The following is a 23,304-nucleotide window of genomic DNA, read 5'->3' as shown; positions in this document are numbered from 1 at the left end:
CGCCAAACCGGTCGCCACCACGGGACTTCCCTGGGGCACGCGCCCGCGTCAGCCCTCGTACAACTGCGAGGCAGGGACGATCTGTTGCTCCTGACCGGGGCTCGACCACAGCAGCTTCATGTGGGCCTCGCCCGTGTTCTCCGCGTAGTCGATCCTGATGGAGTGGCGGGTGCCCGCCGTCAGCTTCACCTGCGCCTTGTCGATCTTCGGCTCATGCGGCGTCCAGGAGTCGATGACCAGTTTGCCGTCGATCCACACCCGCGCCACGTCGTCCGAGACGGTCGTCAGCGTGTACGTCTCCGAGCGGCGCGGCTCCAGCTTGCCCGTCCAGCGGACGCTGAACTTGTCGGAGGGGATGGTCGTGGACGGTGAACCCTCGTATTTCCAGGCGTGGTTGACCGTCGCGTCGGTGCGGGTGATCTTCGGCGTGCCGCTCAGCTCTGCGTTGTCAAAGATCTCCTGCTTCAGGCCCTTGCCCTTGCCGGGGCGGGCCGTCGGGCCGGGATCGACCTTCAGCTCGATGACCGTGGCGGTGTCGTTCGTCGCCGCTCCGGAAGGCTTGATGTCGTACCCGTCACCGGACTTGGTGACCTCCACCCGCTGGTCGCTGCCGAGCACCCGCGCCGAGGTGACCTTGAAGTCCGTGCGCGCCTTGAGATGCAGGGCGGAACCGTCCGTCGGCCACTGGGTGACCGCCGCGTAGAGCTTGTCGTCCTTGCGGCTCACCGAACCCCAGGCCGGTTCCTCGACGAGTCCGCCGTAGCGGGCGCCGAAGACCGCCTCGCCCTGGCCCGACGTACGCAGCCAGTCGCCCATCTGCTTCAGGCGGTCGACGGAGGGCTGCAGGACGCGGCCACGGGCGTCGGGGCCGACGTTCAGGAGATAGTTGCCGCTGCGGGACGTCGTGGAGAGGAGGTTGCGGGTCAGGGTCGCCGCGGACTTCCAGTTCTGGTCGTAACGGGCGAACCCCCAGTGGTCGTTGAGGGTCATGCAGGATTCCCAGAGCTGGCCGTCGACGGGGGCTCCGGGGATCTCCTGTTCGGGGGTGCCGTAGTCGCCGTCGACGACGCGGCGCTTGCCCACGCGGTTGTTGATGACCAGGTCCGGGTCGAGGTCGCGGAGGTAGGCCTCCAGCTTCTCGCCGTCCCGCGCCGTCCAGGGGTTGTTGGGCTTGTCGGTGTCCCACTCGCCGTCGAACCAGAGGAGCGCCGGGTCGTAGTTGTCGACCAGCTCCTTGAGCTGGGCGCGCATCCGCTTCTCGTACTTGGGGAACGTGGCCGGGTCGGGGAAGTCCTTGTCGTGCCAGTCCCAGATCGAGTAGTAGAAGCCGAGCTTGATGCCCGCGTCGTCGGAGGCCTTCTTCAGCTCGGCGAGGATGTCGCGGTTCTTGTCGAAGGAGGAGTGGTCGCGCAGGTTGTAGTCGTTGACCTTCGTCGGCCACATCGCGTAGCCCTCGTGGTGCTTCGACGTGATGACGATGTAGCGCATGCCCGCGTCCTTGGCCGCCTTGACCACGGCCTTGGCGTCGAAGTCGGCGGGGTTGAACGTCGCGGCCTGCTTCTCGTACGCGGCCTGCGGGATGTCGCACTGGCGCTGGATCCACTCGGCGTCACGGCAGACGGAGCCGTCGGCCTTCTTGTACTCGCCCTCCAGGTTCGAGTACGCGCCGAAGTGGATGAACATGCCGAAGCGGTCCTGGCGGAACCAGTTGGTGCGGTCGGCGGTGAAGGGGTCGTCCGTGGCGTGGTCGGTACCGGGGCCCGCGACCGGCTCCGGGGCATCGTCCGGCATCGCGGTCGCCTGCGGGACGACGGCGAAGGCCAATGAGGCGGCGAGGAGCAGGGCTGGTCCGGCGGCTCTCTTGCGCATGGGGCGGCTCCTGAGGTTGAGGGGTCGCTCGGGAACGTAGGGAGGAATACATCGGATGTCAATGCGCCCAACTGACCCCCATGCACTGGATGTTGGCTGGTTCGCGGTGCATCGCTCCGATGACTGGCCCGCAACCGTCACCCCTCGGGCCCACCCCATGGACACCCCATGGCCACCCACGCCAATGAAAAGTTCAACCGAAATGCGATCAATCACCGAAAGGCGCCCGCCGCATAATTGACAATTAACCAGAAGAGTGATTCGTCCAGTGGTGTAGCATCGGATGAGGCAGATATTCATCGACGATGAGAATCAGCCAACGGGGGCAAGGAGCGGGACACTTGATGCCCCCATGTTCTGATCTTTCACAGTCGTGAATGCGGAACCCAGGGGGGTCTTCAGTGTCATCGATAAGGGTCCTGCTCGTCGACAGCGAACAACTGGTGCTCGAAGGTTTCCGAAAGCTTCTCGACGGCTTTACGGAATTCTGTGTGGTGTCGATAACCCATGACGCGGCATCGGCGGTGGCGCAGTTACGCAGGCACCGCCCGCAGCTCGTCGTGATGGGGCTCGGCGTGGCCGGCACGGGCGGTGTGGACGCGATCCGGGCGGTCCGCCGCGAGTCCGGCCACGTACGGATCGTCATCCTCTCCTCCAACCAGCAGCCGGTCTACATGCGAGAAGCCTTCGTGGCCGGCGCCAACGCGTATCTCTCCCGCAGCATCGACGCCGGCGAACTGCGCGAGACGCTGCTCGCCGTGCACCGCGACGGCGCCGCGTTCACGGCGGCCACCGCGGGCCCGATCCTTCAGTTGATGGCGGGCCGCGGCTGCGGCGACGACTCGCCCCTCGCGATGCTGACGGAACGCGAGCGGCAGATTCTGTCGCTGGTGGCCGACGACCACGAAACGGATTGCATCGCCAAGCATCTCGGGCTACGCCCGAAGACTGTCCGAAACTATCTCAGCCGTATCTACGCCAAACTGGGCACACCCAATCGCGTACAGACCGTGCTGTACGCAAAACGCTCATTGGGCCGGCAAGGAGATCTGGCGACCGACCCGTAAGGTGGGTGGAATTCCTCGGCAATTGGGTAATTCACCGCGGCTCCTGTACGTGCGCCACCGCCCTGCACCATGCCGCGCCCGCATCCGCGAGGGCGATCGGGAAGGCCATGAAGGTGAACGGGGCCCGCGGCAGCCCCCGCAGCCCCGCCAGGCCTTCGATCTGGATGAACTCCCGCTTCCTGCCGTGCAGATGAGTGGGCCACAGCGCCCCGGGGTCACGCGTGTCGTAGAAGGACTCCACCATCGCGCGGGCCGGGCCGTCGAAGCTCCAGCAGTCCGTGCCCAGGACCTTCACGCCGAGGTCGAGGAGGTGGTCGACGGCCTCGGGGGTGATGGCGGTGGACTCCGTGTAGTACGCGGGAGTGCCGAGCCGCAGATCGGAGTCCGTGCGGAACAGCACCACCGTCCCGGGCCCCACCACCGTCTCGGGCCCAAGACCCGAACTCGCCGCGTCCAACGCCTCCTTGACGCCGGTCGCCGTGACACGGCCCCCGCAGCCGCGGACGTCGAGCACGACTCCAGGGCCGCTGAACCACTCCAGGGGCAGGTCCATCACCTTCTTCGCGGGCTCTCCCGCGCACTCGGGGCCGTAGTGGAAGGGCGCGTCGACGTGCGTGCCCTGGTGCACGGACATCCGGTAGAACTCGTTGGAGAGGAAGCAGCCGCCGGGCAGGTCACGCTCGCGCAGACGCCGGGCGCCGGTGAGCCAGCGCCAATAGTTGACGTACCTGTCCCTTCTGCTGTCACCGGGCAACGCCCTGATCCTGCGGGACAGTTGGCGGATCCCGTCGCGGTGCAGCCACTGCTCGAACTCGACGCCGGGCGCCCGGCGGCCGATGGGGATGCTCAGGTCCACGTACATGGTCGGTACGTCTCACTCTCTCTGTCATTGAGGTTCATGCCGCGTAGGTGAGCAGGCGGCGGATCGCGGCCGCCGCCGTGTGCCCGTAGGCGCCCCTGATCCGGTTCAGCAGGACGCGTACGTCCATCGGGTACTCCTGCGAGCCGGGTGACTCCAGAGCGAACGAGGCCAGGGCGCAGCCCAGTTGGGCCGCCCGCTCCAGCGGGATGCCGCGCGCGACGCCGGCCAGCAGGCCGGCCCGCAGCGCGTCCCCCGCCCCGGCCGGATCGGCCACCGTGACCGAGCCGATCGCGGGGACGAGGGACGGCCGGTGGCCCGCCCGCTCGATCCGCACCCCGTCCGGGCCGAGCGCGGTCACCCACGCCCCGACCCGGTCGAGGAGCTGCTCGGCTTTCCAGCCGGTCGCGTCCCGCAGGAATCCGGACTCCTCCTCACCCACGAAGAGGCAACGCGCCCCCGATACGGATGACTTGGCGTCCGCCCGGCTCATCCCGGAGATCTGCCGTGCGATGTGGACCGCGAACGGCAGCCCCAGCGCACGGCACTCCTTCGTGTGCCGGAGCATCGTGGCCGGGTCGTCGCCCGGCGCGATCATCACCAGGTCGATGCGGCCCGTGCGCTCCACGACGGAACGCAGCGGGCGGGCCCGCGCCGAACGCGTCGCACCCGGCCGGAACGTGCTGACCCGATGCCCGTCGATATCGGTCGTGCACACCTGCCGCGCGGTGGGCTCGCCCGGCACGACGCGTACGGAATCGGTGTCGACGCCGTGCTGCTTGAGCCACACCTGGTAGTCGGCGAAGTCGGAGCCCGCCACGCCCACCAGGACCGGGTCCTGGCCGAGTCTGCCGAGCCCGTAGGCGATGTTGGCGGCCGTGCCGCCCCTGCGGGTCTCCAGACGCTCGGCGAGGAACGTCAGGGACGCGACGTGCGGCCGGCCGGTGACCGGCCGCACGGGGAAGCGGCCCGGGAAGGTGATGAGGTGGTCCATCGCGATGACCCCCGTGACTGCGATGGGCACAGGGCACTCAGACCCCGGACTCGATCTTCCGCTTGATGCCCGTCTGGTTCTGCCGGGTGTGCGCGTTCATGCGCTCCACGACCGTTGGCAGCGGGACATCGAACTCGTCGTCGACCTCGAAGTCCTGCACCCAGGTCATCAGCGTCCCTTCGGGCACCTGCCGGTAGCTCCACCTGAGGTGCATATAGCGGAACGGGAAGAGCGGATCGCGCCGCTCGGCGACCGCCGTCAGCTCCCGGTGGTCGAGCAGCCGCCAGGACGTCCAGGTGGAACCCTCCGGGTTGCTGAGCTCGAAGAGGATCTCGGTCCAACGTCCTTCCCGCTCCTCGGAGACCACCTTGGCGTGGCTGTACTCGTCGAAGAGACGGGGCCAGCGGTCGATGTCGTTGGTGACGTCGAAGACGTGCCGCGCGTCGGCCTCGATGACGATGCTGTTCTCGATCCTGGGCATCTCAGCTCCTCACCGCGCCTGCGCCCGCGCCCGCGGACAGCAGCCGGTCCACGCAGTCGACGAGGTCGCGGAAGGTGCGGAAGCCGCCCTCGGCGTCCGCGTCGATGCTGATGCCGAAGTGCTGTTCGAGGGCGACGACGACCTCGACCAGCTCGGTCGAGTCGATGTCCAGGTCCTCGGCGATGCGCCGGTCGTCGGCGAGCTCCTCGCTCTCGAAGCCCGCACCGCGCATGACGGTGACCACGTTCTCTCGTACATTCATGGAACTCACGTACTCCTTGGTGTATTTGGAATCCTGATCCACCGTCAGTCGGCGACGGCGATCGCCACGGCGACGCCCGCCTCGTGCGAGATGCTCACGTGCAGGCCGCTGTAGGCGGCGCGCCGGAAGGCCTCGTCGGCCCGGCCCATCAGCCGGGGCACCGGTTGTCCCGACGCGTCGCGGCCGATCTCGACGTCGAGCCAGCCGCACCCTTCGCCGTATCCGCCGAGCGCCTTGCGCACCGCCTCCTTGGCGGCGATCCGGCCCGCCATGCGGTACGCGCGGTGCCGCGGCGAACCGTCGCACAGGGCCTGTTCGTTGACCGTGAGCAGGCGCTCGACAATCCGCTGTCCGCGCCGCTCGACCATGCCCCGCAACCGCTCGACGTCGACGACGTCGATGCCCACGGCGCGGATGCCCGCGAGCGCGGGAAGGACCCCTGTGGTTCCTCTCGCGGTCAACGCCTCAGCAGCAGACATGCGTTGACACCTCCCAGGCCGCGCGAGACCACCAGCGTGTGCTCCAGGCCGGAGACCTGGCGCGCCGAACCGGCCACCAGGTCGAGGTCGATGCCAGGCGCCCTGCGGTCCAGGTTCACCGTCGGCGGTACGACCCCTTCGCGCATCGCCCGGAGTGCCAGCGCCGTATCGGCGGGCGCCGCAGCTCCCAGCAGATGCCCGAAGCCCGACTTGGGCGCGGTGACCGGCAGTTGGCGTGCCCTCGGGCCGAAGGCCTCGTGCAGCGCGTACCCCTCCGTGACGTCCTCGAAGGGGATGCCCGAGCCATGCGCGAAGACCGCGCCGAGGTCGGCTCCGGTGATCCCGGCGCGTTCGGTGGCGGTCCGCATGGCGCGGCCAAGGACCTGTCCGGTGGGTTCGACGGTGTAGTACGGCATGTAGCCGTCCGTGGTCACGCCCCAACCGGCCAGTTCGCCGATGATCGTGGCACCGCGCCGCTCGGCGTGCTCGCGGCGCTCCATGACCAGGAAGACCGCGCCCTCGCCGAAGACGCTGCCTCCGTGGCCCGCGTCGAAGGGCCGGTACAGCTCGTGCGGTGCGAGCGAACCGCGGGACTTGGCGCCGAGCCCGCTGGTCTCCATGCAGAGCCAGCCGTACGGCGAAAGGGGCGCCTCCACGCCTCCCGCGACCACCACGTCCGCGCGGTCGCGAAGCAGCGACTCCGCCGCGCCGATCAGCGCGTACGCACCGCTGGCCCGGTCGGCGACGTACGTACGGGCCGGGCCCTTGATCCCCTGGTCGATGCAGATGTTGCCCTGCGGCGCTGCGGGGAACCAGGCGGTCGCCTGGTAGGGGCTTACGGCCCGCGGACCGTCGGTCCACAGGTGGCGCAGCTCCCGCTCGGCGAACTCCCAGCCGCCCAGGATGTTGCCGACCATGACGCCGGTCCGCTCCGGCGTGACCTGGTCGCCCACGGTGACGCGGGCGTCCGCGAGTGCCTGGCGCACGGCGTGCACGGACAGGTGCGTGAAGCGGTCGGTGCGCTTGACGAAGCGGGACGGCAGTTCGGCGCGGGCATCGAAGCCCGCCTGACCCGCGGCGTCGCACGCGTACTCCGACGCGTCGAACCGGTCGATGGCGCCGACCAGCGGTGTGCCGTCGCGTGCGCTGTCCCAGAGGGGATCGATGCCGATGCCGGCGGGCGTGACCGCGCCGATTCCGGTGATGACGACGCTCATCGGTGGGCCCCTTCCCGTACGGCACGGGTGACGAGCGCCGCGTGCAGCCCGGCGAATCCGCTGGCGCCCTTGAGGATCGTGTCGCCGTCCCACGGGCGTCCTGCCCCCGGGACGTAATCCAGGTCGCACGTCGGGTCCGGCGTCTCATAGTTGGCGGTCGGATGGACGAAGGAGTGCTTGCCCTCCAGGGCGCAGAGCACGATCTCCATGGCGCTCGCCGCGGCCAGCGCATGGCCGACCATGGACTTGGCCGAGTTCACCGGGATCTCCCGGGCACGCTCGCCCAGGGCGAGCTTGAGCGCGCTGGTCTCGCAGGTGTCGTTCTGCGGGGTGGAGCTGCCGTGCGAGTTGACGTGATCGATGTCCTCGGGACGCAGGCCGGCCTCCGCTACGGCCTGAGTCATGGCGCGGGTCAGATCCGCGCCGTCGGACAGCAGATCGGTCATGTGCGCGGCATTGGAGGTGTGCGAGAAGCCGTCGATCGTCATGTACGACCTGGCGCCCCGCCGCTCCGCGTGCTCGCGCGACTCAAGGACGACCACTCCGGCACCCTCGCCGAGCACGAATCCGTCGCGCCCCACGTCGTACGGGCGCGATGCGGCCTCGGGCCGGTCGCTGTGCGAGCGCGAGAGACAGTTGATGATCTCGAAGGACGCCACGGTCACCGGCGTGATCGGTGCCTCGCTCGCCCCCGCGATCATCACGTCCGCGTCGCCGTGCCGGATCGTCTCGTAGGCGTGCCCGACCGCGTCGACGCCGCCGATGCAGCCCGTCGACAGGGTCACGCACGGGCCCCGCATGCCGAGCAGCGCGGACAGGATCGTGCCCGGAGTGTTCGACATCGAGGCGAGGTAGAGATCGCGGCCCGCCTTCGCCGGGTCGATGGGCTTACGGCCCTCGTCGGTCACCCGCAGGAACTCCTCCTCCATGCGCGGGGTGCCGCAGATCGCCGTGGACAGCGAGAGTCCGGCGCGATCGGGATCGTATCCGCCCTGTTCGAGGCCCGCGTCACGGACGGCCTGGTAGGCGGCCGCGACGGCGAACTGCGTGTAGCGGTCGAGCCGTTGCACCTCGGGCGGCAGCGCGGGTATCTGCTCCTCGAACCCGTCGACCTCGGCGATCGAGTCCGAAAGGAAGTCGAAGTCTCCGAAGAGCGCCGAACTCGTGATGTCGGAAAGGGGTTTGGTGACGCTCTTTCCCGCTGAGATCGTTTTCCATAATTCTTCTGTTCCTATGCCGGCCGGGCTGACCACACCGAGCCCGGTGACCACCACTTCTCGCACCACTAACGCCTTTCTCCAGTCAGGACCGTGATGAGGCCGGGCGTGAATGACTCCTTCGCCGTCACCCCGTATTTCTCCATGACCGCGCGGTACGCGGATTCCTCCTGCACCGCGCCCGCCTCGGTGTTCACCAGCAGGCTGAGCGCGATCATCGGCCGGTGCAGGGCGGGCCGCCCCGGCTCCTGGCGCATGACGTCCACGACCAGGAGCGTGCCGCCGGGACTCAGCAGCCGGGCGCACTCGGCGACGAGCCGCTCCGTGGCGGCCGGTCCCGCGAACCGGCTCAGATGCGCCAGTACGACGGTGTCGAAGCAGCCGTCGGGGAAGGGCGCCCTGATGGCCCCCTTCTCCACATCCCCGGTGAAGTCGGCGGGAACGAAACGGAACCGCCCCGCCACACCGAACTCCTCCGCCCGCTCGCGCGCGGCGCCGAGAAGCTCGGGATGGTCATGGGCCACCACCCGCGCCTCCGGATCGGCGGCGGCCAACGCGATGCCCCACTCCCCGCTGCCGGCCGCGAAGTCGAGCACACGACCGGCGGCAGGCAGCGCCAGCTCCCGCACCACCCGAAAGGCGGTGCGCACGGCAACGGGAAAGATCCCGCAGAACATGCCGGGATACCGCCCTCGAGCCTCGGGCGCACCGAGCTCACCCCCGCCGTGCCCACCTCGCCGCACCAACTCCGTGAGCCCGCTCCACTGCTCCCACTCCGCGAGTACGTCCGCGAAGTGGTCGCCGAGATAGCCACGGCCGCCCTCGACCAACTGGGCGCGGGAGACCTCGGTCAGCACCCAGCTCTCGGCGTCACCGCCCGCGACGAGACCCAGCTCCTCCAGGGCGGCGAGCAGTGCACGCAACGCGGCGGTGTCGCAGCCCAGTTCGGCGGCAAGCCCCCGCGTGCCGCGGGGCCCTCGGGCGAGGCCGGTGAACACGCCGAGGTCAAGGGCCGTGCCGAGGACCCTGGCGCGGGCGAACCCGAAGTTCAGGGCGAGCAGCGGGCCGGGGTCCGGGGCGTCCTCGTAGGGCGCGAGGGCGCGGCGCTCGGCGGCTACGACCGGGGCGGTCACTTGCCGCCCTCCACGAGGCTCACGTACTGGGGGTTCTGCGTGTACTCGTACGGGTCGTCGGAGAGGAAGACGTTGCGCACGGGCGGCCGCTCGCACGGTGCGACGACCAGGAACCGGCAGGTCTGGTCGGGCCCGGTGACGAATCCGTGGGGTTCGTTGCGCGGTATGAAGATGGCGTCGCCCGGGCCGACTTCCTCGGTCCTGCCGAGATCCGGCATGACGAGCCCCATCGAACCTTCGAGCACATAGATCTCGTGTTCCCACTCGTGATAGTGGGGCGGTGTGGAGCCGTTGGGAGAAACTTCGAATTCGGTGAGGACGAACCGATCGGCGCCGTCCGGTGTGTCGATCAATTTCCGGTGGGTGGTCTCCTTGGCTCCCGGTTCGCGGACGATCTCGGCCTTGACCGCTGTCCTGTGCACGCGCTTCATGTGCTGCTGCCTTTCCGTGAAGGGAATGACAACGAACGTAATTCGGCGGCGGCGTCCTCATCTATGGGCATAGACCGCCTCTGACGTCGGGACTTGAGGCCGGGAATTCCGGGGCGGATCGCCCACGGGCGCGGGACAAAGTCCCAAGAGGGGTACGGGGGTTGCCGCACCGCCCTCGACGCGACGTTCAACGCAAGCGTCGGAGAGGAGCCCGTCTACGGCGCCTTCATCCAACAGGTCGACACGGACGGCAACTTGGCCGAGGCCACGCTCATGCTCCGCCCGCTCAGTACGCTGAAGACCGCCGTCTCGCTGATGGGCGAGGCGCTCAAGGCCGATCCGCTGCCGAGTCGGCGCCGACCTCGATAGCCCACCGCCGGGCCCAGGCATCCAGAGGCAGCAGCGCCTGATGAGCCTCGCGGCCGAGCGCGGTCAACGTATAGGTACTGTCCGGCAGTTGCTGGACGAGACGCGCTTCGAGCAGTTCGGTCAGGCGCTGGCGCAGCACGCTGGACGACATGGCGTCACAGCGCTCCCGCAGCACGCGAAAGCCCAGCGGGTCCTCCCGCAGCTCCCAGACGATCCGCAGACTCCAGCGCCGTCCGAACAGATCGAGCGCGGCCATCAGCGGGCGCCCCGTGGTGGAGGCACCGGTCGGCCTGCCGGGCAGCGGTGTGCTCATCCGCCGACGCTAACACCACCGCTTCGGCTATCGAAGCGGTGGGCGTCACGCGACCCCGGCGGCACCCCGCGCGGGTCCTTGACCGAGCCCGCCGTCCCCTTCATCGTGGGGCGCCGTCCACGCCCGTCGAGCACCGCCGAACCGGGAGGGTATCCCTTCACCATGCCCCTGGCCCGCCGCACCTTCCTGGCCGCCATCGCCGGCACGACCGGCGCCACGGTCGCCTGTTCCGGAGCCTCCGCCGACAGCACACCGGCCGGGCGGCCCCCCGCCGCCGATGCCGCCCGGCGCCTGCTCCCCCGCCACTGGGAACAGCTCACCTTCGAGACGTCGGGCCCCGCCGACACGTTCCGGGTGTCCGGCAGCCGCGGGAACATCACGATCACCGGACGCACACCGGCAGTCCAACTCACCGGCTTGCGCCACTACTTGAAGCACACCACCCACACGAACATCACCTGGGCGGGCAGCCAGACGGACCTCCCCGACCGGCTCCCCGCCCCGGACAGACCACTGAACGGCCGCGCCAACACCCCGCACCGCTTCGTGCTCAACGACACGAACGACGGCTACACGGGGGCGTACCACGACTGGTCGTACTGGGAGCGCGAGCTGGACGTCCTCGCGCTGCACGGCTACAACGAGGTCCTCGTGTACGTGGGCGCGGACGCGCTCTACCACCGGGTGCTCCAGGAGTTCGGCTACTCCGACCAGGAGTTGCGGGAGTGGATCCCGGCCCCGGCGCACCAGCCATGGTGGCTCCTGCAGAACATGTCGGCGTTCCCGTACCCGATGTCGCGCCAACTCCTCGACAGACGGGCCGCCTTGGGCCGTCGCATCGCGGACCGCGTCCGCGAGCTGGGCATGACCCCTGTGTTCCCCGGCTACTTCGGCACGGTCCCACCGGACTTCACGGCGAAGAACCCAGGAGCGAAGACGGTGCCGCAGGGCGACTGGGTCGGCTTCACGCGCCCGGACTGGCTGGACCCGCGCACGGAGCACTTCACCCGCGTGTCCGCCGCGTTCTACCGAGCCCAGGACGACCTGTTCGGCCCATCGACCATGTACAAGATGGACCTCCTCCACGAGGGCGGAAAGCCGGGGGACGTCCCCGTCGGCGATGCGGCCAAGGCAGTGGAGAAGGCACTCCAGACCGCGCACCCCGGCGCGACGTGGGTGATCCTCGGCTGGCAGAGCAACCCGCCGAAGGCCATCGTCGACGCCGTGGACAAGTCCCGGATGCTGGTGGTGGACGGCCTCTCCGACCGCTTCCCCAACATCACCGACCGCGAGTCCGACTGGAACTCGACGCCCTACACCTTCGGCTCGATCTGGAACTTCGGCGGACACACGACACTGGGCGCCAACACCCCGGACTGGGCCGAGCTGTACGAGACGTGGCGCACCAAGGAGGGCAGCGCACTGTCCGGCATCTCGCTGATGCCGGAAGCGGCCGACAACAACCCGGCGGCGTTCGAGCTGTTCTCCGAACTGGCCTGGCGCACGGGTGACTTGGCCCTTGATGACTGGTTCGCCGAGTGGTCCGTCACCCGCTACGGCGCGGCGGACCCGCACGCGGCAGCCGCCTGGGACATCCTGCGCCGCACGGCGTACGGCACGACGCGCGCCGACGAGTGGTCCGAGGGCGCGGACGGCCTCTTCGGCGCGCGACCGAGCCTGGCGGCAAAGTCGGCGGCGGCATGGTCGCCGCAGGCGATGCGGTACGAACCGTCGGAGTTCGAGCCGGCGCTGGGCGAACTCCTGGCCGTGCGAAGGGAGTTGCGCGACTCGTCCGCGTACCGCAGGGACGTCCTGGACGTGGCGCGCCAGTCACTCTCGAACCGAAGCCGCACCCTCCTCCCTCGGATCAAGCAGGCGTACGACGCCAAGGACACCCCACGCTTCGACGAGCTGACGCGCGACTGGCTCGCACTCATGGACCTGCTCGACAAGCTGATGGCCACCGACTCCCGGCACCTCCTGGGCCGTTGGGTGGCGGACGCCCGTTCGTGGGGCGCCGACGCCACGGAGAGGGACCGGCTGGCGTACGACCAGCTGTCGCTGCTCACCGTGTGGGGCACGAGGTCCGGGGCGGACGCGGGCCTTCGCGACTACGCCAACAGAGAGTGGGCGGGACTCGTCGGCGGCCTCTACCGACTGCGCTGGGACACGTACTTCAAGGAGCTGCGGGCGGCACTCACGGAAGGGCGCGCGCCGAAGCCGATCGACTGGTTCGCCATCGAGGACGGCTGGATTCGCGAGCCGGGACCGCTCGTGACCCGGCCGACCGGCGACACGTACAAGATCGCCCTTCAGGTGCGCGCCCGCCTTGCGGCCAGGAGCTGAGGAGCCCGCCGACCCAACGGCCGTGCCCCCGGCGGGAGTCGGGGGCACGGCCGAGTCCGGTCAGGACTTCGGGCACTCCTTCCACGCCATGTGGTAGATCGTGCTGATGTCCCCGTCCGTCGAGTCCATCGTCATGAAGCTGGTCTTCGCGGGGTCCGAGGTGCCCGCGTCGACGCGCAGTTCGGTGTTGATGTTGAAGTTCCGCTGCACACCGCAGGGTGCCCAGACGAGCTGACCCCACTCCGTGGAGTCGCTGGCCTGCCAGTTGTCGTTGTACGCACCCTTGAACTCATGGCTGATCGAGGCCGTGTCCGGTGAGCCCTGGAAGTAGTACGACGCCTTCTCGGTGGCCTTGGCGCCCGGCTGGAGCGAGGCATAGCCGCGGTAGTCGGCGCTGGCGATCGCGTACGTGAAGCCGTGCGGCACATGCACGACGAGGTTGAGCTGGCAGTTCTTGCGGAACGCGGTGGGGTCCGCGGCGCCGCCCGCCTGGGCGAGGTAGTCGCTGTAGGTGACCGTGAAGGCCGTGTTGTCCTCGGATACGGCGACGGCCGCGGAGCCCAGGGGGCAGCCGGAGCCGTTCACCGTCGCGACCTCGATCACGATCTTGTCCGGGGGCGGGTCGAGGGTCGCGGACGTGTCCTGTGCCGGGATCGTCGAGCCGAACAGAGCGGCGACGGCGCCGCTCAGCAGCAGTGCACCAGCCATGATTCTCCATTCCATTACTGAGGAGGGGGGTCGGAGAAGTGCCTGTGGTGCGTGGAGCGGATTGCGTGAGCGAGGGGATCGTACGGACCAATGAGGGCGGCGCCCAGGGCGATGTCCGGCCATTCGGCGCCGCGGGCTCTTCGCATCTTGACGGGTATACGTCACGCGCAATCTCTGGTAGGAAACCTTCCTAACAGTACGCGGAACGATGAACTCCCCCTGGATTCCCCCCCTCTGGAGGCCCTCGTGCAATCCCCCCACATACCCCCGCGCACGCTCACCTCACGCCGCACCCTGCTCGCCTTCATGGGCGCCGCGCTCGTCGCGGGCCCGGTCATCGCCTCGCAGACGGCGGGGGCCGCGCCGACCGCCGAGGCGGGCGGCCTCGACGATCCGGCGAAGAAGGAGATCGCCATGAAGATCGTGTGCAGCGCGGAGAACTCCGACCTCAACTGGAAGGACTACTACCGCTACTGCGAGGACATCGGCGACGGCCGCGGCTACACCGCCGGGATCATCGGCTTCTGCTCCGGCACCGGCGACATGCTGGACCTGGTCGAGCTGTACACCGACCGCAAGCCCGACAACATCCTCGCCAAGTACCTCCCCGCCCTGCGTGAGGTCGACGGCACCGACTCCCACGAGGGGCTGGACCCCACGTACGTGGGCGATTGGGAGAAGGCCGCCGAGGACCCGGAGTTCCAGAAAGCGCAGAACGACGAGCGCGACCGCGTTTACTTCAACCCGGCGGTCGAGCAGGGCAAGGCGGACGGCCTTGGCGTACTGGGCCAGTTCGCGTACTACGACGCGATCGTCATGCACGGCGACGGCGGCGACAGCACCAGCTTCGGCAACATCCGCAAGCGCGCCCTGGGTTCGGCGCAGCCCCCGTCGCAGGGCGGCGACGAGACGGACTACCTGAACGCGTTCCTCGACGCGAGGGTCTGGGCGATGAAGCAGGAGGAGGCGCACGAGGACACGAGCCGTGTGGACACGGCGCAGCGGGTGTTCCTCCAGAAGGGCAACCTGAACCTGGATCCGCCGCTGGAGTGGAAGGTGTACGGGGACTCTTACCGGATTGGCTGAGGGTTCTGGGCGGGGGCGGGCGGGGCTTTGCCGGGCCGGTGCTTGATTGGTGCCGGGGCCGCCCGGTTGGCCTGAGAGTGGCGGTTCCGGGCCGGGAGTCAAGGGCGCTCCGCTGCGCTGCGCGTCGGCTGCGCCGATTGCGCTTCGCTCCACCCTTGACACCCACCCCTCCACCGCGAGAAGCGAGATGACCGGGCGGCCACGAAACGGGGCTCACGGGGACCACCCGGCGGGTCATCCGGCTTGAGCGCCGGGTGCGGACCAGTTCGTTACAGCGCACCGGCGGGTGGGAGGGGAGGGTGCGCGCGGCCGGTCCGGGGATGGGTGGCCAGTTTCGTCAAGCGTCTACCGACCGGCCCCGGCCGCGAGAAGGGCGAGAGGGGGGTGGGGAACCTACTTCGGCAAAGTTGCGTTTCGTAGCGGCGCGCGCCCCCCTTGTGCCAGAACACTACTTTTCCAAAGTAGGTCCCCCACCCCCCACCTGCCCACGACCGTGACGCTCACCCCGGAAGATCCGGCCGTCAGACGCTTGACGAGACCGGGACCCATCCCCGGACCGGCCGCGCGCCCCGCCAGCGATGCGGCGCGCTGCTCCGAACCAGTCCGCACCCGGCCGCGAAGCCGGATGACCCGCCGGGTGGTCCCCGTGAGCCCCGCTTCCAGGGCCGCCCGGTCATCACGCCTCTCGCGGTGGAGGGACGGGTGTCAAGGGTGAAGCGAAGCGCAATCGGCGCAGCCGACGCGCAGCGCAGCGGAGCGCCCTTTACACCCGGCCCGGAACCGCCAGACTCCGGACAACCGGGCGGCCCCGGCACGAACACCACCACAGGCCCAGCAAAGCCCCCGTCCCACCCCCTACTTCCTGAAGATCAAGAGCCATTGGATGCCTGACAAGGTGGCTGACAAGGCGACATGGCAAAATCGGCGGATGCAGATCCGGATGCTCGGTCCATTTGAAATGCGCGCGGGCGACGGCAGCCTGATCGACGTGCCGGGCGCGCGGCTGCGCGCCCTGTTGATCGCCCTCGCGCTCAGGCCGGGGCACGCGGTCCCGAAGGCGTCGCTCGTCGACTGGATCTGGGGAGAGCACCCGCCCGCCGATGCGACGAACGCCCTGCAGCGTCTGGTTTCCCGGCTGCGGAAGGTACTGCCGGGCGGAGTGATCGAGGGGCGGACGGACGGCTATCGGCTGAAGGTGGAGGCCGATGACGTCGATGCCGTGCGGTTCGAGCGGCTCGTCGTCGCGGGCCAGGCCCGTACCGAAGACGGGGCCGGGCGGGCGCGGCTGTTGCGCGAGGCCCTTGAACTGTGGCGCGGTGCGGCCATGCAGGACGTCGGTCTGCAGGACAGCGCCGCCTTCGACGCCGCCGTCGACCGGCTCGAAGGACTGCGGCTGACCGCCACCGAAGAGCGGGCCGACGCGGAAGTCACCCTCGGGCGCGGTGCCGAGATGGTCACGGAGCTGACCGACCTGGTCGCCGCGCACCCGGTGCGGGAACGGCTCGTCTCAGCGCAGATGCGCGCCCTCGCCGCCGCCGGTCGCGACAGCGAGGCCCTCCTTGTGTATCAGCGCGCGCGGGAGGCCCTGGCCGACGCGCTGGGCGTCGACCCGTCGCCGGAGCTCGCGGCGTTGCATGTCGCCCTGCTGCGGGGCGAGTTGGGGCGGCAAAAAGAAGAGAACCGTAAGACCAATCTGCGGGCCGAGCTGACCAGCTTCGTCGGCGAGGGCACGGCTGTCGGCGCCGTACGTGGGCTCGTCGGCCGGCATCGGCTCACCACCGTGATCGGGCCCGGCGGCGCGGGCAAGACCAGGCTGGCCACGGAGACCGCGCGCACGCTGCTCGGCGAACTGCCGGACGGGGCTTGGTTGGTAGAGCTGGCCGGCGTCGGCGCGGACGGTGATGTGTCCGATGTGGCGCAGGCGACGCTAGCCGGGCTCGGGCTGAGGGACGCCCTGCTGGGCGGCTCCCCGAACGCGGAGCTGACGGACCGGCTCATAGCCGCGATCCGCGAGCGGGACGCCCTGCTGATCCTGGACAACTGCGAGCATGTGATCGCGTCCGCGGCGACGTTCGCGCACCGGCTGCTCGGCGAGTGCAGGCGGCTGCGGATCCTGGCGACGAGCCGCGAACCGCTCGGCATCACCGGCGAGGCGCTGTGGCAGGTCGAGCCGCTGACCCTGCCGAAGGGGGATGCCGGACCCGGCGAGATCGAGTCCTCACCCGCCGTCCAGCTGCTGCGGGACCGGGCCGGGGCGGTGCGCAGGGACCTCCACGTCGACGAGCGCGCTCTGGCGACGATGGTGCGTATCTGCCGGGCCCTCGACGGGATGCCGCTGGCGATCGAGCTGGCCGCGGCCCGGTTGCGCACCATGTCCGTCGAGCAGCTCGCCAACCGGCTCGACGACCGGTTCCGGCTGCTGACCGGCGGCAGCCGCACCGCGCTGCCGCGCCACCAGACGCTGCGCGCGGCGGTCGACTGGAGCTGGGAGCTGCTCAGCGACGCCGAGCGGACGGTTCTGCGCAGGCTCTCGGTGTTCTCGGGAGGTGCGAGCCTGGAGGCGGCCGAACGGGTCTGCTCGGGAGACACCGGGGAGGCCGGGGACACCGGAGACAACGGGGACGGCGTCGAGCATTGGCAGGTGCTCGAACTCCTCACCGCCCTCACCGAGAAGTCCCTCCTCCGCGCCGAGGGCGACAGCGCCCCGCGCTACCGCATGCTCGGCACGATCAAGGAGTACGCCGGACAACGGCTCGCGGAAGCGGGCGAATCGGAGCTCGCGCGACGGGCGCACCTGGCCTTCTTCACCGAGCTCGCCGAGACGGCGGAACCGCACCTGCGCCGCGCCGAGCAGCTGGACTGGCTGGCCAGGCTGGAGGCCGAGCACGACAACATCGCCGCGGCGATGCGCGGCGCCCTCGCGGCGGGCGAGGCGCAGGAGGCGATGGAGCTCGCGGCGGGCGCCGGTTGGTACTGGTGGCTCAGCGGGCGCAGGACCGAAGGCTACGAACTGCTCACCGCGGCCGCCGATGTGCCCGGCGAGGTGGCCGACGACGTACGGGCCACGGTGTGCGCCGTGGTCTCGATGTTCGTGAGCGCCGGGCGAGGAGACCAGCACCTGGCGGAGGGATGGATCCGCGAGGCGCATCGGTTGAGCGAGCGCGACCCGGGCGGGCGGCGCCGCCACCCGGCACTCGGGCTCGTCGCCCCGCTGATACGCATGCTGGAGGTGGAGCCCAGCGAGTTCCTGCCCGCATGGGAGCTGGTCCTCGACGACGAGGACCCCTGGGTGCGCGCGCTCGCCCTGCTCCACCTGGGCAAGATGCGGATCATGCTCGGCCACGAAGGACGGGAGGCGGACGCGTACTTGGAGCGGTCGCTCGCCGAATTCCGGGCGCTGGGCGAGCGGTTCGGGATCTCGTTCGCCCTGACCGAGCTTGCGGACCGAATGGCCATGCACGGCGAGTTCGCCGGTGCGTGCGAGCACTACGAAGAGGCGATCGCGGTCGTCACCGAGGTCGGTGCCACCGAGGACATCATCCGGATGCGGTCGCTGCAGGCACGGCTGTACTGGTTCCTCGGGGACGAGGACGCCGCCGCGGCCTCCATCGCCGAGGCACAGCGGTACGCGGAACGCGTCGCCTGGCCCGACGCGCTGGCCGAACTGGCCCTCGCGAAGGCCGAACTCGCCCGGTGGGACGGTGACCCCCAGCAGGCGCGGGAGCAACTCGGCGTCGCCAAGGCTCTGTTGGGCGACGACGCTGAGCAGACGTACGTCCGGGCCATGACGCACGACCTGCTCGGTTACCTCGCCGACGACCTCGGCGAAGCCCGTGCGCACCGCGCGGCGGCCTGCGAGGCGGCGGCCGAGGCGGGCATAGCGCCGCTGACCGCGGGGGTGCTCGTCGGGGTCGCGGACCTGGCGCTGCGCCAGGGCGACTACGAGCAGGCCGCGCGGCTGCTCGCGGCGGGCGGGGTGGTGCGCGGGCTGCGGGACAGCTCCCACCCGGACGTGGCCCGGATCGAGCAGAGCGCCCGAAGCCGCCTCGGCGAGGAGAAGTTCGCCGAGGCGGCTCTGGAGGGGACGCGGACCGACTGGTCCCTGCTGGTCGAGGTCACGCTCGCTTCTTGAACGTGGAGACCGCCCACACGTACCCGAGGAAGGCGATCCCGACGCACCAGGCGACGGCCGCGATGGCGTCGCCGCCCGACGGGTTGCCCGCGAGCAGTCCGCGCAGGGTCTCGATGATCGGGGTGAAGGGCTGGTACTCCACGAACTGCCGTACGCCGGTCCCCATCGTGTCGGCGGGTACGAACGCGCTGCTGAGGAAGGGCAGCATGACCAGCGGAACGGTGGCCATGCCCGCCGACTCCACGGTCTTCGCGGAGAGCCCCATGGCGACGGTCAGCCAGCTGGCTGCGAAGCCGAAGAGCACGACGACACCGAGCACGCCGAGCCAGTCGAGGGCGCTCGCGCCCGGGTCGAACCCCATCAGGAAGGCCACCCCGATGATGGCCGCGCAGGCCACCAGGGCGCGCAGTGTGGTGATGATGACGTGGCCGCTGAGCATGGCGCCGCGGGATACGTCCATGACCTTGAGGCGGTTGATGACGCCCTTGGTCATGTCGGAGTTCACCTCCGTCGCGGTGGCGCCGAGGCCGTAGCCGACGGCCATCACGAGCAGGCCTGGTGTCACGTAGTCGATATAGGCGACGCCGACGTCGAACCCGCCGCCGAGCACCTTGACGAACATGAGCATGAGGACGATCGGGAACAGGACCGCGTTGAACATCGTGGTCGGGTTGCGAAGGGTGTGCTTGACGTTGCGGCGCAACATGATCGCCGAGTCGGCCAGTGTCGTCGCCATCGATGCGGTACTCACTTTGCGATCGCCTCCGTGGTGATGTCGTTGGTGCCGTTCGTGCCATTGGTGTCGTTGGTGTGCTCGGTCAGGGCGAGGAAGACGTCGTCGAGGTCGGGGGTGTGCATGGTCAGCTCGTCCGCCTCGATGCCGGCCGTGTCCAACCAGTCGAGGATGGAGCGCAGTTCGCGCTGGGTGCCGTCGCTCGGGATCTGGAGGGACAACGTCTCGTCGTCCGTGGTGACCTCGCGCAGCGCGACGGCGGCGGACCGGTACGCGACCGGGTCGGAGAACCGCAGCCGCACATGACCGCCGGGAATGAGCCGCTTCAGCTCCTCCGCGGTCCCCTCGGCTGCGATCTTGCCGTTGTTGAGCACCGCGATCCGGTCGGCGAGCTCGTCGGCCTCTTCCAGGTACTGGGTGGTGAGGAAGATGGTGGTGCCTTCGACCACCAGCTCGCGGACGATCTCCCACATCGTGCGCCGGCTGCGCGGGTCGAGGCCCGTCGTCGGCTCGTCGAGGAAGATGATCTGCGGGCTGCCGACCAGCGTCATCGCCAGGTCCAGCTTCCGGCGCATACCGCCGGAGTAGGTCGCCGACATCTTGTCCGCCGACTCCACCAGGTCGAACCGCTCAAGGAGCCCCGAGACCAGCTTGCCGCTGGAGCGCACGCGCTTCAGATCCGCCATCAGCTGGAGGTTCTCCCGGCCGGAGAGCAGCTCGTCCACAGCGGCGAACTGACCGGTCACGCCGATGGCCGAGCGTACGTTCTTGGTCCCGGTCGCCACGTCGTGCCCGGCGATCCGCACCGTCCCGGCGTCGGCCTTCATCAAGGTCGTCAGGACGTTCACCGTCGTCGTCTTGCCCGCCCCGTTCGGGCCGAGCATGGAGTAGACCGAACCCGCGGGAACATCGAAGTCGATGCCGTCGAGGACGATCTTCTCGCCGTATGCCTTGCGCAGTCCTGCAACTGCGATCGCTGATGTGTTCATGGCTCCACCATGCGGGCCGGGCCTGACACCCACCTGTCACTGCCCTGACACCGCGACTGACACTCGCGAGGGAGGGCACATGAATGCGCAGCGCCCTACCGCCGACGAGTCCTACTGGATGGCGACCACCCCCGGTACCGGCTACCCGCCCCTCGACGCGGATCGGACCGCGGACGTCGCCGTCACCGGTGGCGGCGTCGCAGGGCTCTGCACCGCCTGGGACCTGGTCCGCGCCGGCCTCGACGTGGTCGCCCTGTAGGCGGACCGGGTCGCCGCCGGCGTGAGCGGCGCCACCACGGCCAAAGTGACCGCCGCACACGGTCTGATGTACGCGCGTCTCGAAGCCGAGCACGGCGCCGACGCGGCCTGGCTGTACGCGCGCTCCCAGCAGGACGCGGTGGAGCGCACCGCCGCCCTCTGCGACGGGCTGCACATCGACGCGGACCTGGAACGGGCCCCCGCCTTCACCTACGTACAGGACCCCGCACGCGTCGCCGAGCCCAAGGAGGAGGCCGCGGCGGCACGGCGGGCAGGACTGGACGCCTCCTTCGTGACCGACACGGAACTCCCCTTCGACATCTCCGGGGCGGTACGCGTCGGAGGCCAACTGCAGTTCCATCCCCGCAAGCTCCTGCTCGCACTGGCCGAGAACATCACCACGGCCGGTGGACGCATCTTCGAGCGTTCGCGGGTCACCGGCCTGCACGACGGCCACGTCTGCCGGCTCACCACCGAGAGCGGAGCCGAGGTCAGGGCGAGCGACACGGTCATCGCCACGCACTACCCCGTCTTCGACCACAGCCTGCTCTTCACCCTGCTCACACCCCGACGTGAGCTGGTCATCGCGGCACCGGTGCCGGCGGACGCGGCGCCCACGGGCATGTACATCACCCCGGAGGACCGGATCCGGTCGCTGCGCAGCGCACCGTACGACGAAGGTCGGCGGCTGCTCATCATGACCGGCAGCGGAGCCGTCGTCTGCCTGGACGGCCGGCGGTGCGCCGTCTACCGCGACGAGACCGGGCAGGTCAGCGCGGTCTCCGCGCGCTGCACCCACCTCGGATGCCTGGTGCACTTCAACAACGCCGAACGAGCGTGGGAATGCCCCTGCCACGCTGGAACCGCGCGAGACGCCGGACACCCCGGATCAGCAGTAGTCCTGGGCCTGGCCCAGGGCGCACAACCACCCCCGCGCCCTGGGCCTCTCCACGCCCCCTGGACGGGGATCAGAAGGGCCAGTACTGCTTGTTGCCCGCCACGCAGGTGTTGTTGGGGCCCCATTCGTTCTTGCACACGACGGCCCGTGCCCACTTGACGTTGTAGCCGATCTCCCACTTCCTGTTGTTGTACGAGTCACCGCCGTTGGTGCACCAGTCGTCCTGGGCCAGGTTGACCGTGCGCGTCTTGCCATGGGTGGTCCTCGCCTCGAGCTTGACGTAGACCTCCTTGCTGTCGCACTTCTTGTCCTTCGCGTACGAGTCGATGTTGGAGAACGTACCGGGGTGGCCCTTGGTGAACGTCCACTTGACCCGGCCGTAGCCCCAACTCTCCGACTCGGCGGAGCTCATCCGCTTCTTGGCGGCAGCCGCGGCGGATGTGGTCGTCGTCTTCTGCGCCGGCTCGGCCGAGGCTGTGGCCAGGCCTCCGGTGGTCAGCAGCGCGGCGCTGCCCACACCGATGAGCGCAGTCTTGATCGAGCGTGATGCGATGAGCATGGTTCCCCCGAACTGTGGTTGTGCGGTTGTGTCTGGTGAAGACGCTGCCAGCCGCCCCACGCCCGGAGAGAGAGCTTTCGGCCCTCCCCGAAACATGTGTGTCCCGGCTCCGGCGACGACTGCATCGAAGTAGCCCTGGCCTGGCGCAAGTCCACGTACGCGACTCCAAGAACCCCGAGGGCCCCCAACTGGCCCTCTCCCCCGCCACCTGGCAGGCCTTCGCCGGTCTCGCCCGTACGCACCAATAGGTAACCACCCACCAAAAAGTGGGTACTTGTAGCGGCTCGCGACCTGATCAAGGCTGAGTGGGCGTACCCCGTACTCCCATCCACCCTTGAACATCGTGGCACGCGGGGCCGTCCGAGCCGATTCGGCCGAACAGGCAGTTCTCGCCAGCCCGTTGATCCTGCCGTCCTCGAGCCCGCCGCCACCGCCCTGCGTGGCCGGATTCATGGCGATCCCGCCGACCATCGCAACCCCGCAGGCCTTCATCCTCTACAGCGGGCAGGAGCCGCATTTCGCCGCGCACCGCACGACGCTGGAGGCGCTCGGTGCCGCCAAATATCTCGGCGCCGACGCGGGGCGACGCGGCTGGGTTCGCAGAGTTGCTCATGCCGTGGCTGACGAACATGGCGCAGGTGATGCCCGCGTTCGCCGCCGACGTCGACGCGGACCGGGATTCGGGTGCCGAGCCGGTGCTGAGCCAGGGGCTCGACGTCGTGCTCGCTGCGGCCCGCAACATGGCGCGGGCCTCGCGGGACGCGGGCGTGCGCGCCGGCTGCTTCGAGCGGGCGGTGGCAGACCTGGAGGCGCGGGCAGCCGAGGGCATCACGGCCTACACCGGGCCGGACTCCGTACGCCGCCTCAGGACTCGCGAGTCCTGACGGGCTCGGCCCGCTCCGGG

Annotated in this window: 20 protein-coding genes and 2 pseudogenes; 7 read left to right on the top strand and 15 right to left on the bottom strand. The window is 69.6% G+C overall.

The window, feature by feature from the left end; all coding sequences use genetic code 11:
• Window positions 1-48: 48 nt before the first annotated feature.
• Window positions 49-1,869 carry an alpha-L-fucosidase gene (locus AB0O76_RS16590; RefSeq protein ID WP_365490876.1) on the bottom strand — a complete coding sequence of 607 codons (1,821 nt, stop codon included), beginning with the start codon at window positions 1,867-1,869 and terminating at the stop codon, window positions 49-51.
• Between the two features lie 401 nt (window positions 1,870-2,270).
• On the opposite strand from AB0O76_RS16590, the gene AB0O76_RS16585 reads away from it, so the two are divergent.
• A complete protein-coding gene (locus AB0O76_RS16585; RefSeq protein WP_365490873.1) occupies window positions 2,271-2,936 on the top strand; it encodes a response regulator transcription factor in 666 nt (221 codons plus the stop codon).
• Between the two features lie 31 nt (window positions 2,937-2,967).
• Here AB0O76_RS16585 and AB0O76_RS16580 read toward each other — a convergent pair whose 3' ends face one another.
• The 10 genes from AB0O76_RS16580 to AB0O76_RS16535 all read right to left on the bottom strand — a co-directional run bounded on the left by AB0O76_RS16580 (window position 2,968) and on the right by AB0O76_RS16535 (window position 10,691).
• Window positions 2,968-3,798, bottom strand: a complete 831-nt coding sequence (locus tag AB0O76_RS16580; protein ID WP_365490870.1) for a cyclase family protein — start codon at window positions 3,796-3,798, stop codon at window positions 2,968-2,970.
• A gap of 34 nt (window positions 3,799-3,832) precedes the next feature.
• Entirely contained in the window at window positions 3,833-4,819 is a 987-nt protein-coding gene (locus AB0O76_RS16575; RefSeq protein WP_365490867.1) for a PfkB family carbohydrate kinase, read from the bottom strand.
• 7 nt (window positions 4,820-4,826) lie between these two features.
• Window positions 4,827-5,270: an SRPBCC family protein gene (locus AB0O76_RS16570; RefSeq protein WP_365490864.1), complete on the bottom strand. Its 444-nt coding sequence runs from the start codon at window positions 5,268-5,270 to the stop codon at window positions 4,827-4,829.
• A gap of 1 nt (window position 5,271) precedes the next feature.
• Entirely contained in the window at window positions 5,272-5,532 is a 261-nt protein-coding gene (locus AB0O76_RS16565) for an acyl carrier protein (protein WP_365490861.1), read from the bottom strand.
• Window positions 5,533-5,576: 44 nt separating this feature from the next.
• The gene (gene acpS, locus AB0O76_RS16560; RefSeq protein WP_365490858.1) at window positions 5,577-6,011 is read right to left on the bottom strand and encodes a holo-ACP synthase; all 435 of its coding nucleotides are present in this window, start codon (window positions 6,009-6,011) and stop codon (window positions 5,577-5,579) included.
• Window positions 5,990-7,228, bottom strand: a complete 1,239-nt coding sequence (locus AB0O76_RS16555; RefSeq protein WP_365490855.1) for a beta-ketoacyl-[acyl-carrier-protein] synthase family protein — start codon at window positions 7,226-7,228, stop codon at window positions 5,990-5,992. Before AB0O76_RS16555 ends, acpS begins: the two co-directional genes overlap by 22 nt.
• Window positions 7,225-8,511, bottom strand: coding sequence for a beta-ketoacyl-[acyl-carrier-protein] synthase family protein (locus tag AB0O76_RS16550; protein WP_365490852.1), 1,287 nt, complete (start codon window positions 8,509-8,511; stop codon window positions 7,225-7,227). The genes AB0O76_RS16555 and AB0O76_RS16550 overlap by 4 nt, the downstream gene beginning before the upstream one ends.
• A gap of 2 nt (window positions 8,512-8,513) precedes the next feature.
• A complete protein-coding gene (locus tag AB0O76_RS16545) occupies window positions 8,514-9,578 on the bottom strand; it encodes a class I SAM-dependent methyltransferase (RefSeq protein WP_365490849.1) in 1,065 nt (354 codons plus the stop codon).
• Window positions 9,575-10,009 (bottom strand): cupin domain-containing protein, encoded by a 435-nt coding sequence (locus AB0O76_RS16540; RefSeq protein ID WP_365490846.1) that lies wholly within the window; start codon window positions 10,007-10,009, stop codon window positions 9,575-9,577. Before AB0O76_RS16540 ends, AB0O76_RS16545 begins: the two co-directional genes overlap by 4 nt.
• 328 nt (window positions 10,010-10,337) lie before the next feature.
• Window positions 10,338-10,691, bottom strand: coding sequence for a helix-turn-helix domain-containing protein (locus AB0O76_RS16535; RefSeq protein WP_365490843.1), 354 nt, complete (start codon window positions 10,689-10,691; stop codon window positions 10,338-10,340).
• 162 nt (window positions 10,692-10,853) lie between these two features.
• On the opposite strand from AB0O76_RS16535, the gene AB0O76_RS16530 reads away from it, so the two are divergent.
• A complete protein-coding gene (locus AB0O76_RS16530) occupies window positions 10,854-13,037 on the top strand; it encodes an alpha-N-acetylglucosaminidase (RefSeq protein WP_365490840.1) in 2,184 nt (727 codons plus the stop codon).
• Between the two features lie 60 nt (window positions 13,038-13,097).
• Here AB0O76_RS16530 and AB0O76_RS16525 read toward each other — a convergent pair whose 3' ends face one another.
• Window positions 13,098-13,745 carry a DUF4360 domain-containing protein gene (locus AB0O76_RS16525; RefSeq protein ID WP_365490837.1) on the bottom strand — a complete coding sequence of 216 codons (648 nt, stop codon included), beginning with the start codon at window positions 13,743-13,745 and terminating at the stop codon, window positions 13,098-13,100.
• A gap of 306 nt (window positions 13,746-14,051) precedes the next feature.
• On the opposite strand from AB0O76_RS16525, the gene AB0O76_RS16520 reads away from it, so the two are divergent.
• Entirely contained in the window at window positions 14,052-14,831 is a 780-nt protein-coding gene (locus tag AB0O76_RS16520; protein WP_365491551.1) for a chitosanase, read from the top strand.
• Between the two features lie 928 nt (window positions 14,832-15,759).
• On the top strand, window positions 15,760-18,963 hold the full coding sequence (locus tag AB0O76_RS16515) for a BTAD domain-containing putative transcriptional regulator (RefSeq protein WP_365490834.1): 3,204 nt from the start codon (window positions 15,760-15,762) through the stop codon (window positions 18,961-18,963).
• Here AB0O76_RS16515 and AB0O76_RS16510 read toward each other — a convergent pair.
• Together AB0O76_RS16510 and AB0O76_RS16505 are read right to left on the bottom strand one after the other, a co-directional pair.
• A complete protein-coding gene (locus AB0O76_RS16510) occupies window positions 18,947-19,714 on the bottom strand; it encodes an ABC transporter permease (protein ID WP_365490831.1) in 768 nt (255 codons plus the stop codon). The genes AB0O76_RS16515 and AB0O76_RS16510 overlap by 17 nt on opposite strands.
• The gene (locus AB0O76_RS16505) at window positions 19,711-20,685 is read right to left on the bottom strand and encodes an ATP-binding cassette domain-containing protein (protein ID WP_365490828.1); all 975 of its coding nucleotides are present in this window, start codon (window positions 20,683-20,685) and stop codon (window positions 19,711-19,713) included. The genes AB0O76_RS16510 and AB0O76_RS16505 overlap by 4 nt, the downstream gene beginning before the upstream one ends.
• A 79-nt stretch (window positions 20,686-20,764) precedes the next feature.
• Here AB0O76_RS16505 and AB0O76_RS16500 point away from each other — a divergent pair.
• Window positions 20,765-22,000 (top strand): annotated as a pseudogene (locus AB0O76_RS16500) (FAD-dependent oxidoreductase).
• On the opposite strand, the gene AB0O76_RS16495 reads toward AB0O76_RS16500, so the two are convergent.
• Window positions 21,912-22,400, bottom strand: a complete 489-nt coding sequence (locus tag AB0O76_RS16495) for a hypothetical protein (protein ID WP_365490826.1) — start codon at window positions 22,398-22,400, stop codon at window positions 21,912-21,914. The pseudogene AB0O76_RS16500 and the gene AB0O76_RS16495 sit on opposite strands and share 89 nt — an antisense overlap.
• 96 nt (window positions 22,401-22,496) lie before the next feature.
• Between AB0O76_RS16495 and AB0O76_RS16490 the strand changes: the two are divergent.
• Both AB0O76_RS16490 and AB0O76_RS16485 read left to right on the top strand, forming a co-directional pair.
• Window positions 22,497-22,648, top strand: a pseudogene (locus AB0O76_RS16490) (DUF397 domain-containing protein).
• A gap of 363 nt (window positions 22,649-23,011) precedes the next feature.
• Window positions 23,012-23,284: a hypothetical protein gene (locus tag AB0O76_RS16485; RefSeq protein ID WP_365490823.1), complete on the top strand. Its 273-nt coding sequence runs from the start codon at window positions 23,012-23,014 to the stop codon at window positions 23,282-23,284.
• Window positions 23,285-23,304 lie beyond the last annotated feature (20 nt).

The organism is Streptomyces sp. NPDC086554 (genome assembly GCF_040686095.1).
Lineage (GTDB): Bacteria > Actinomycetota > Actinomycetes > Streptomycetales > Streptomycetaceae > Streptomyces.
The sequence above is the reverse complement of the archived record's forward strand: the minus strand, read 5'-3'. Positions and strand labels throughout refer to the sequence as shown.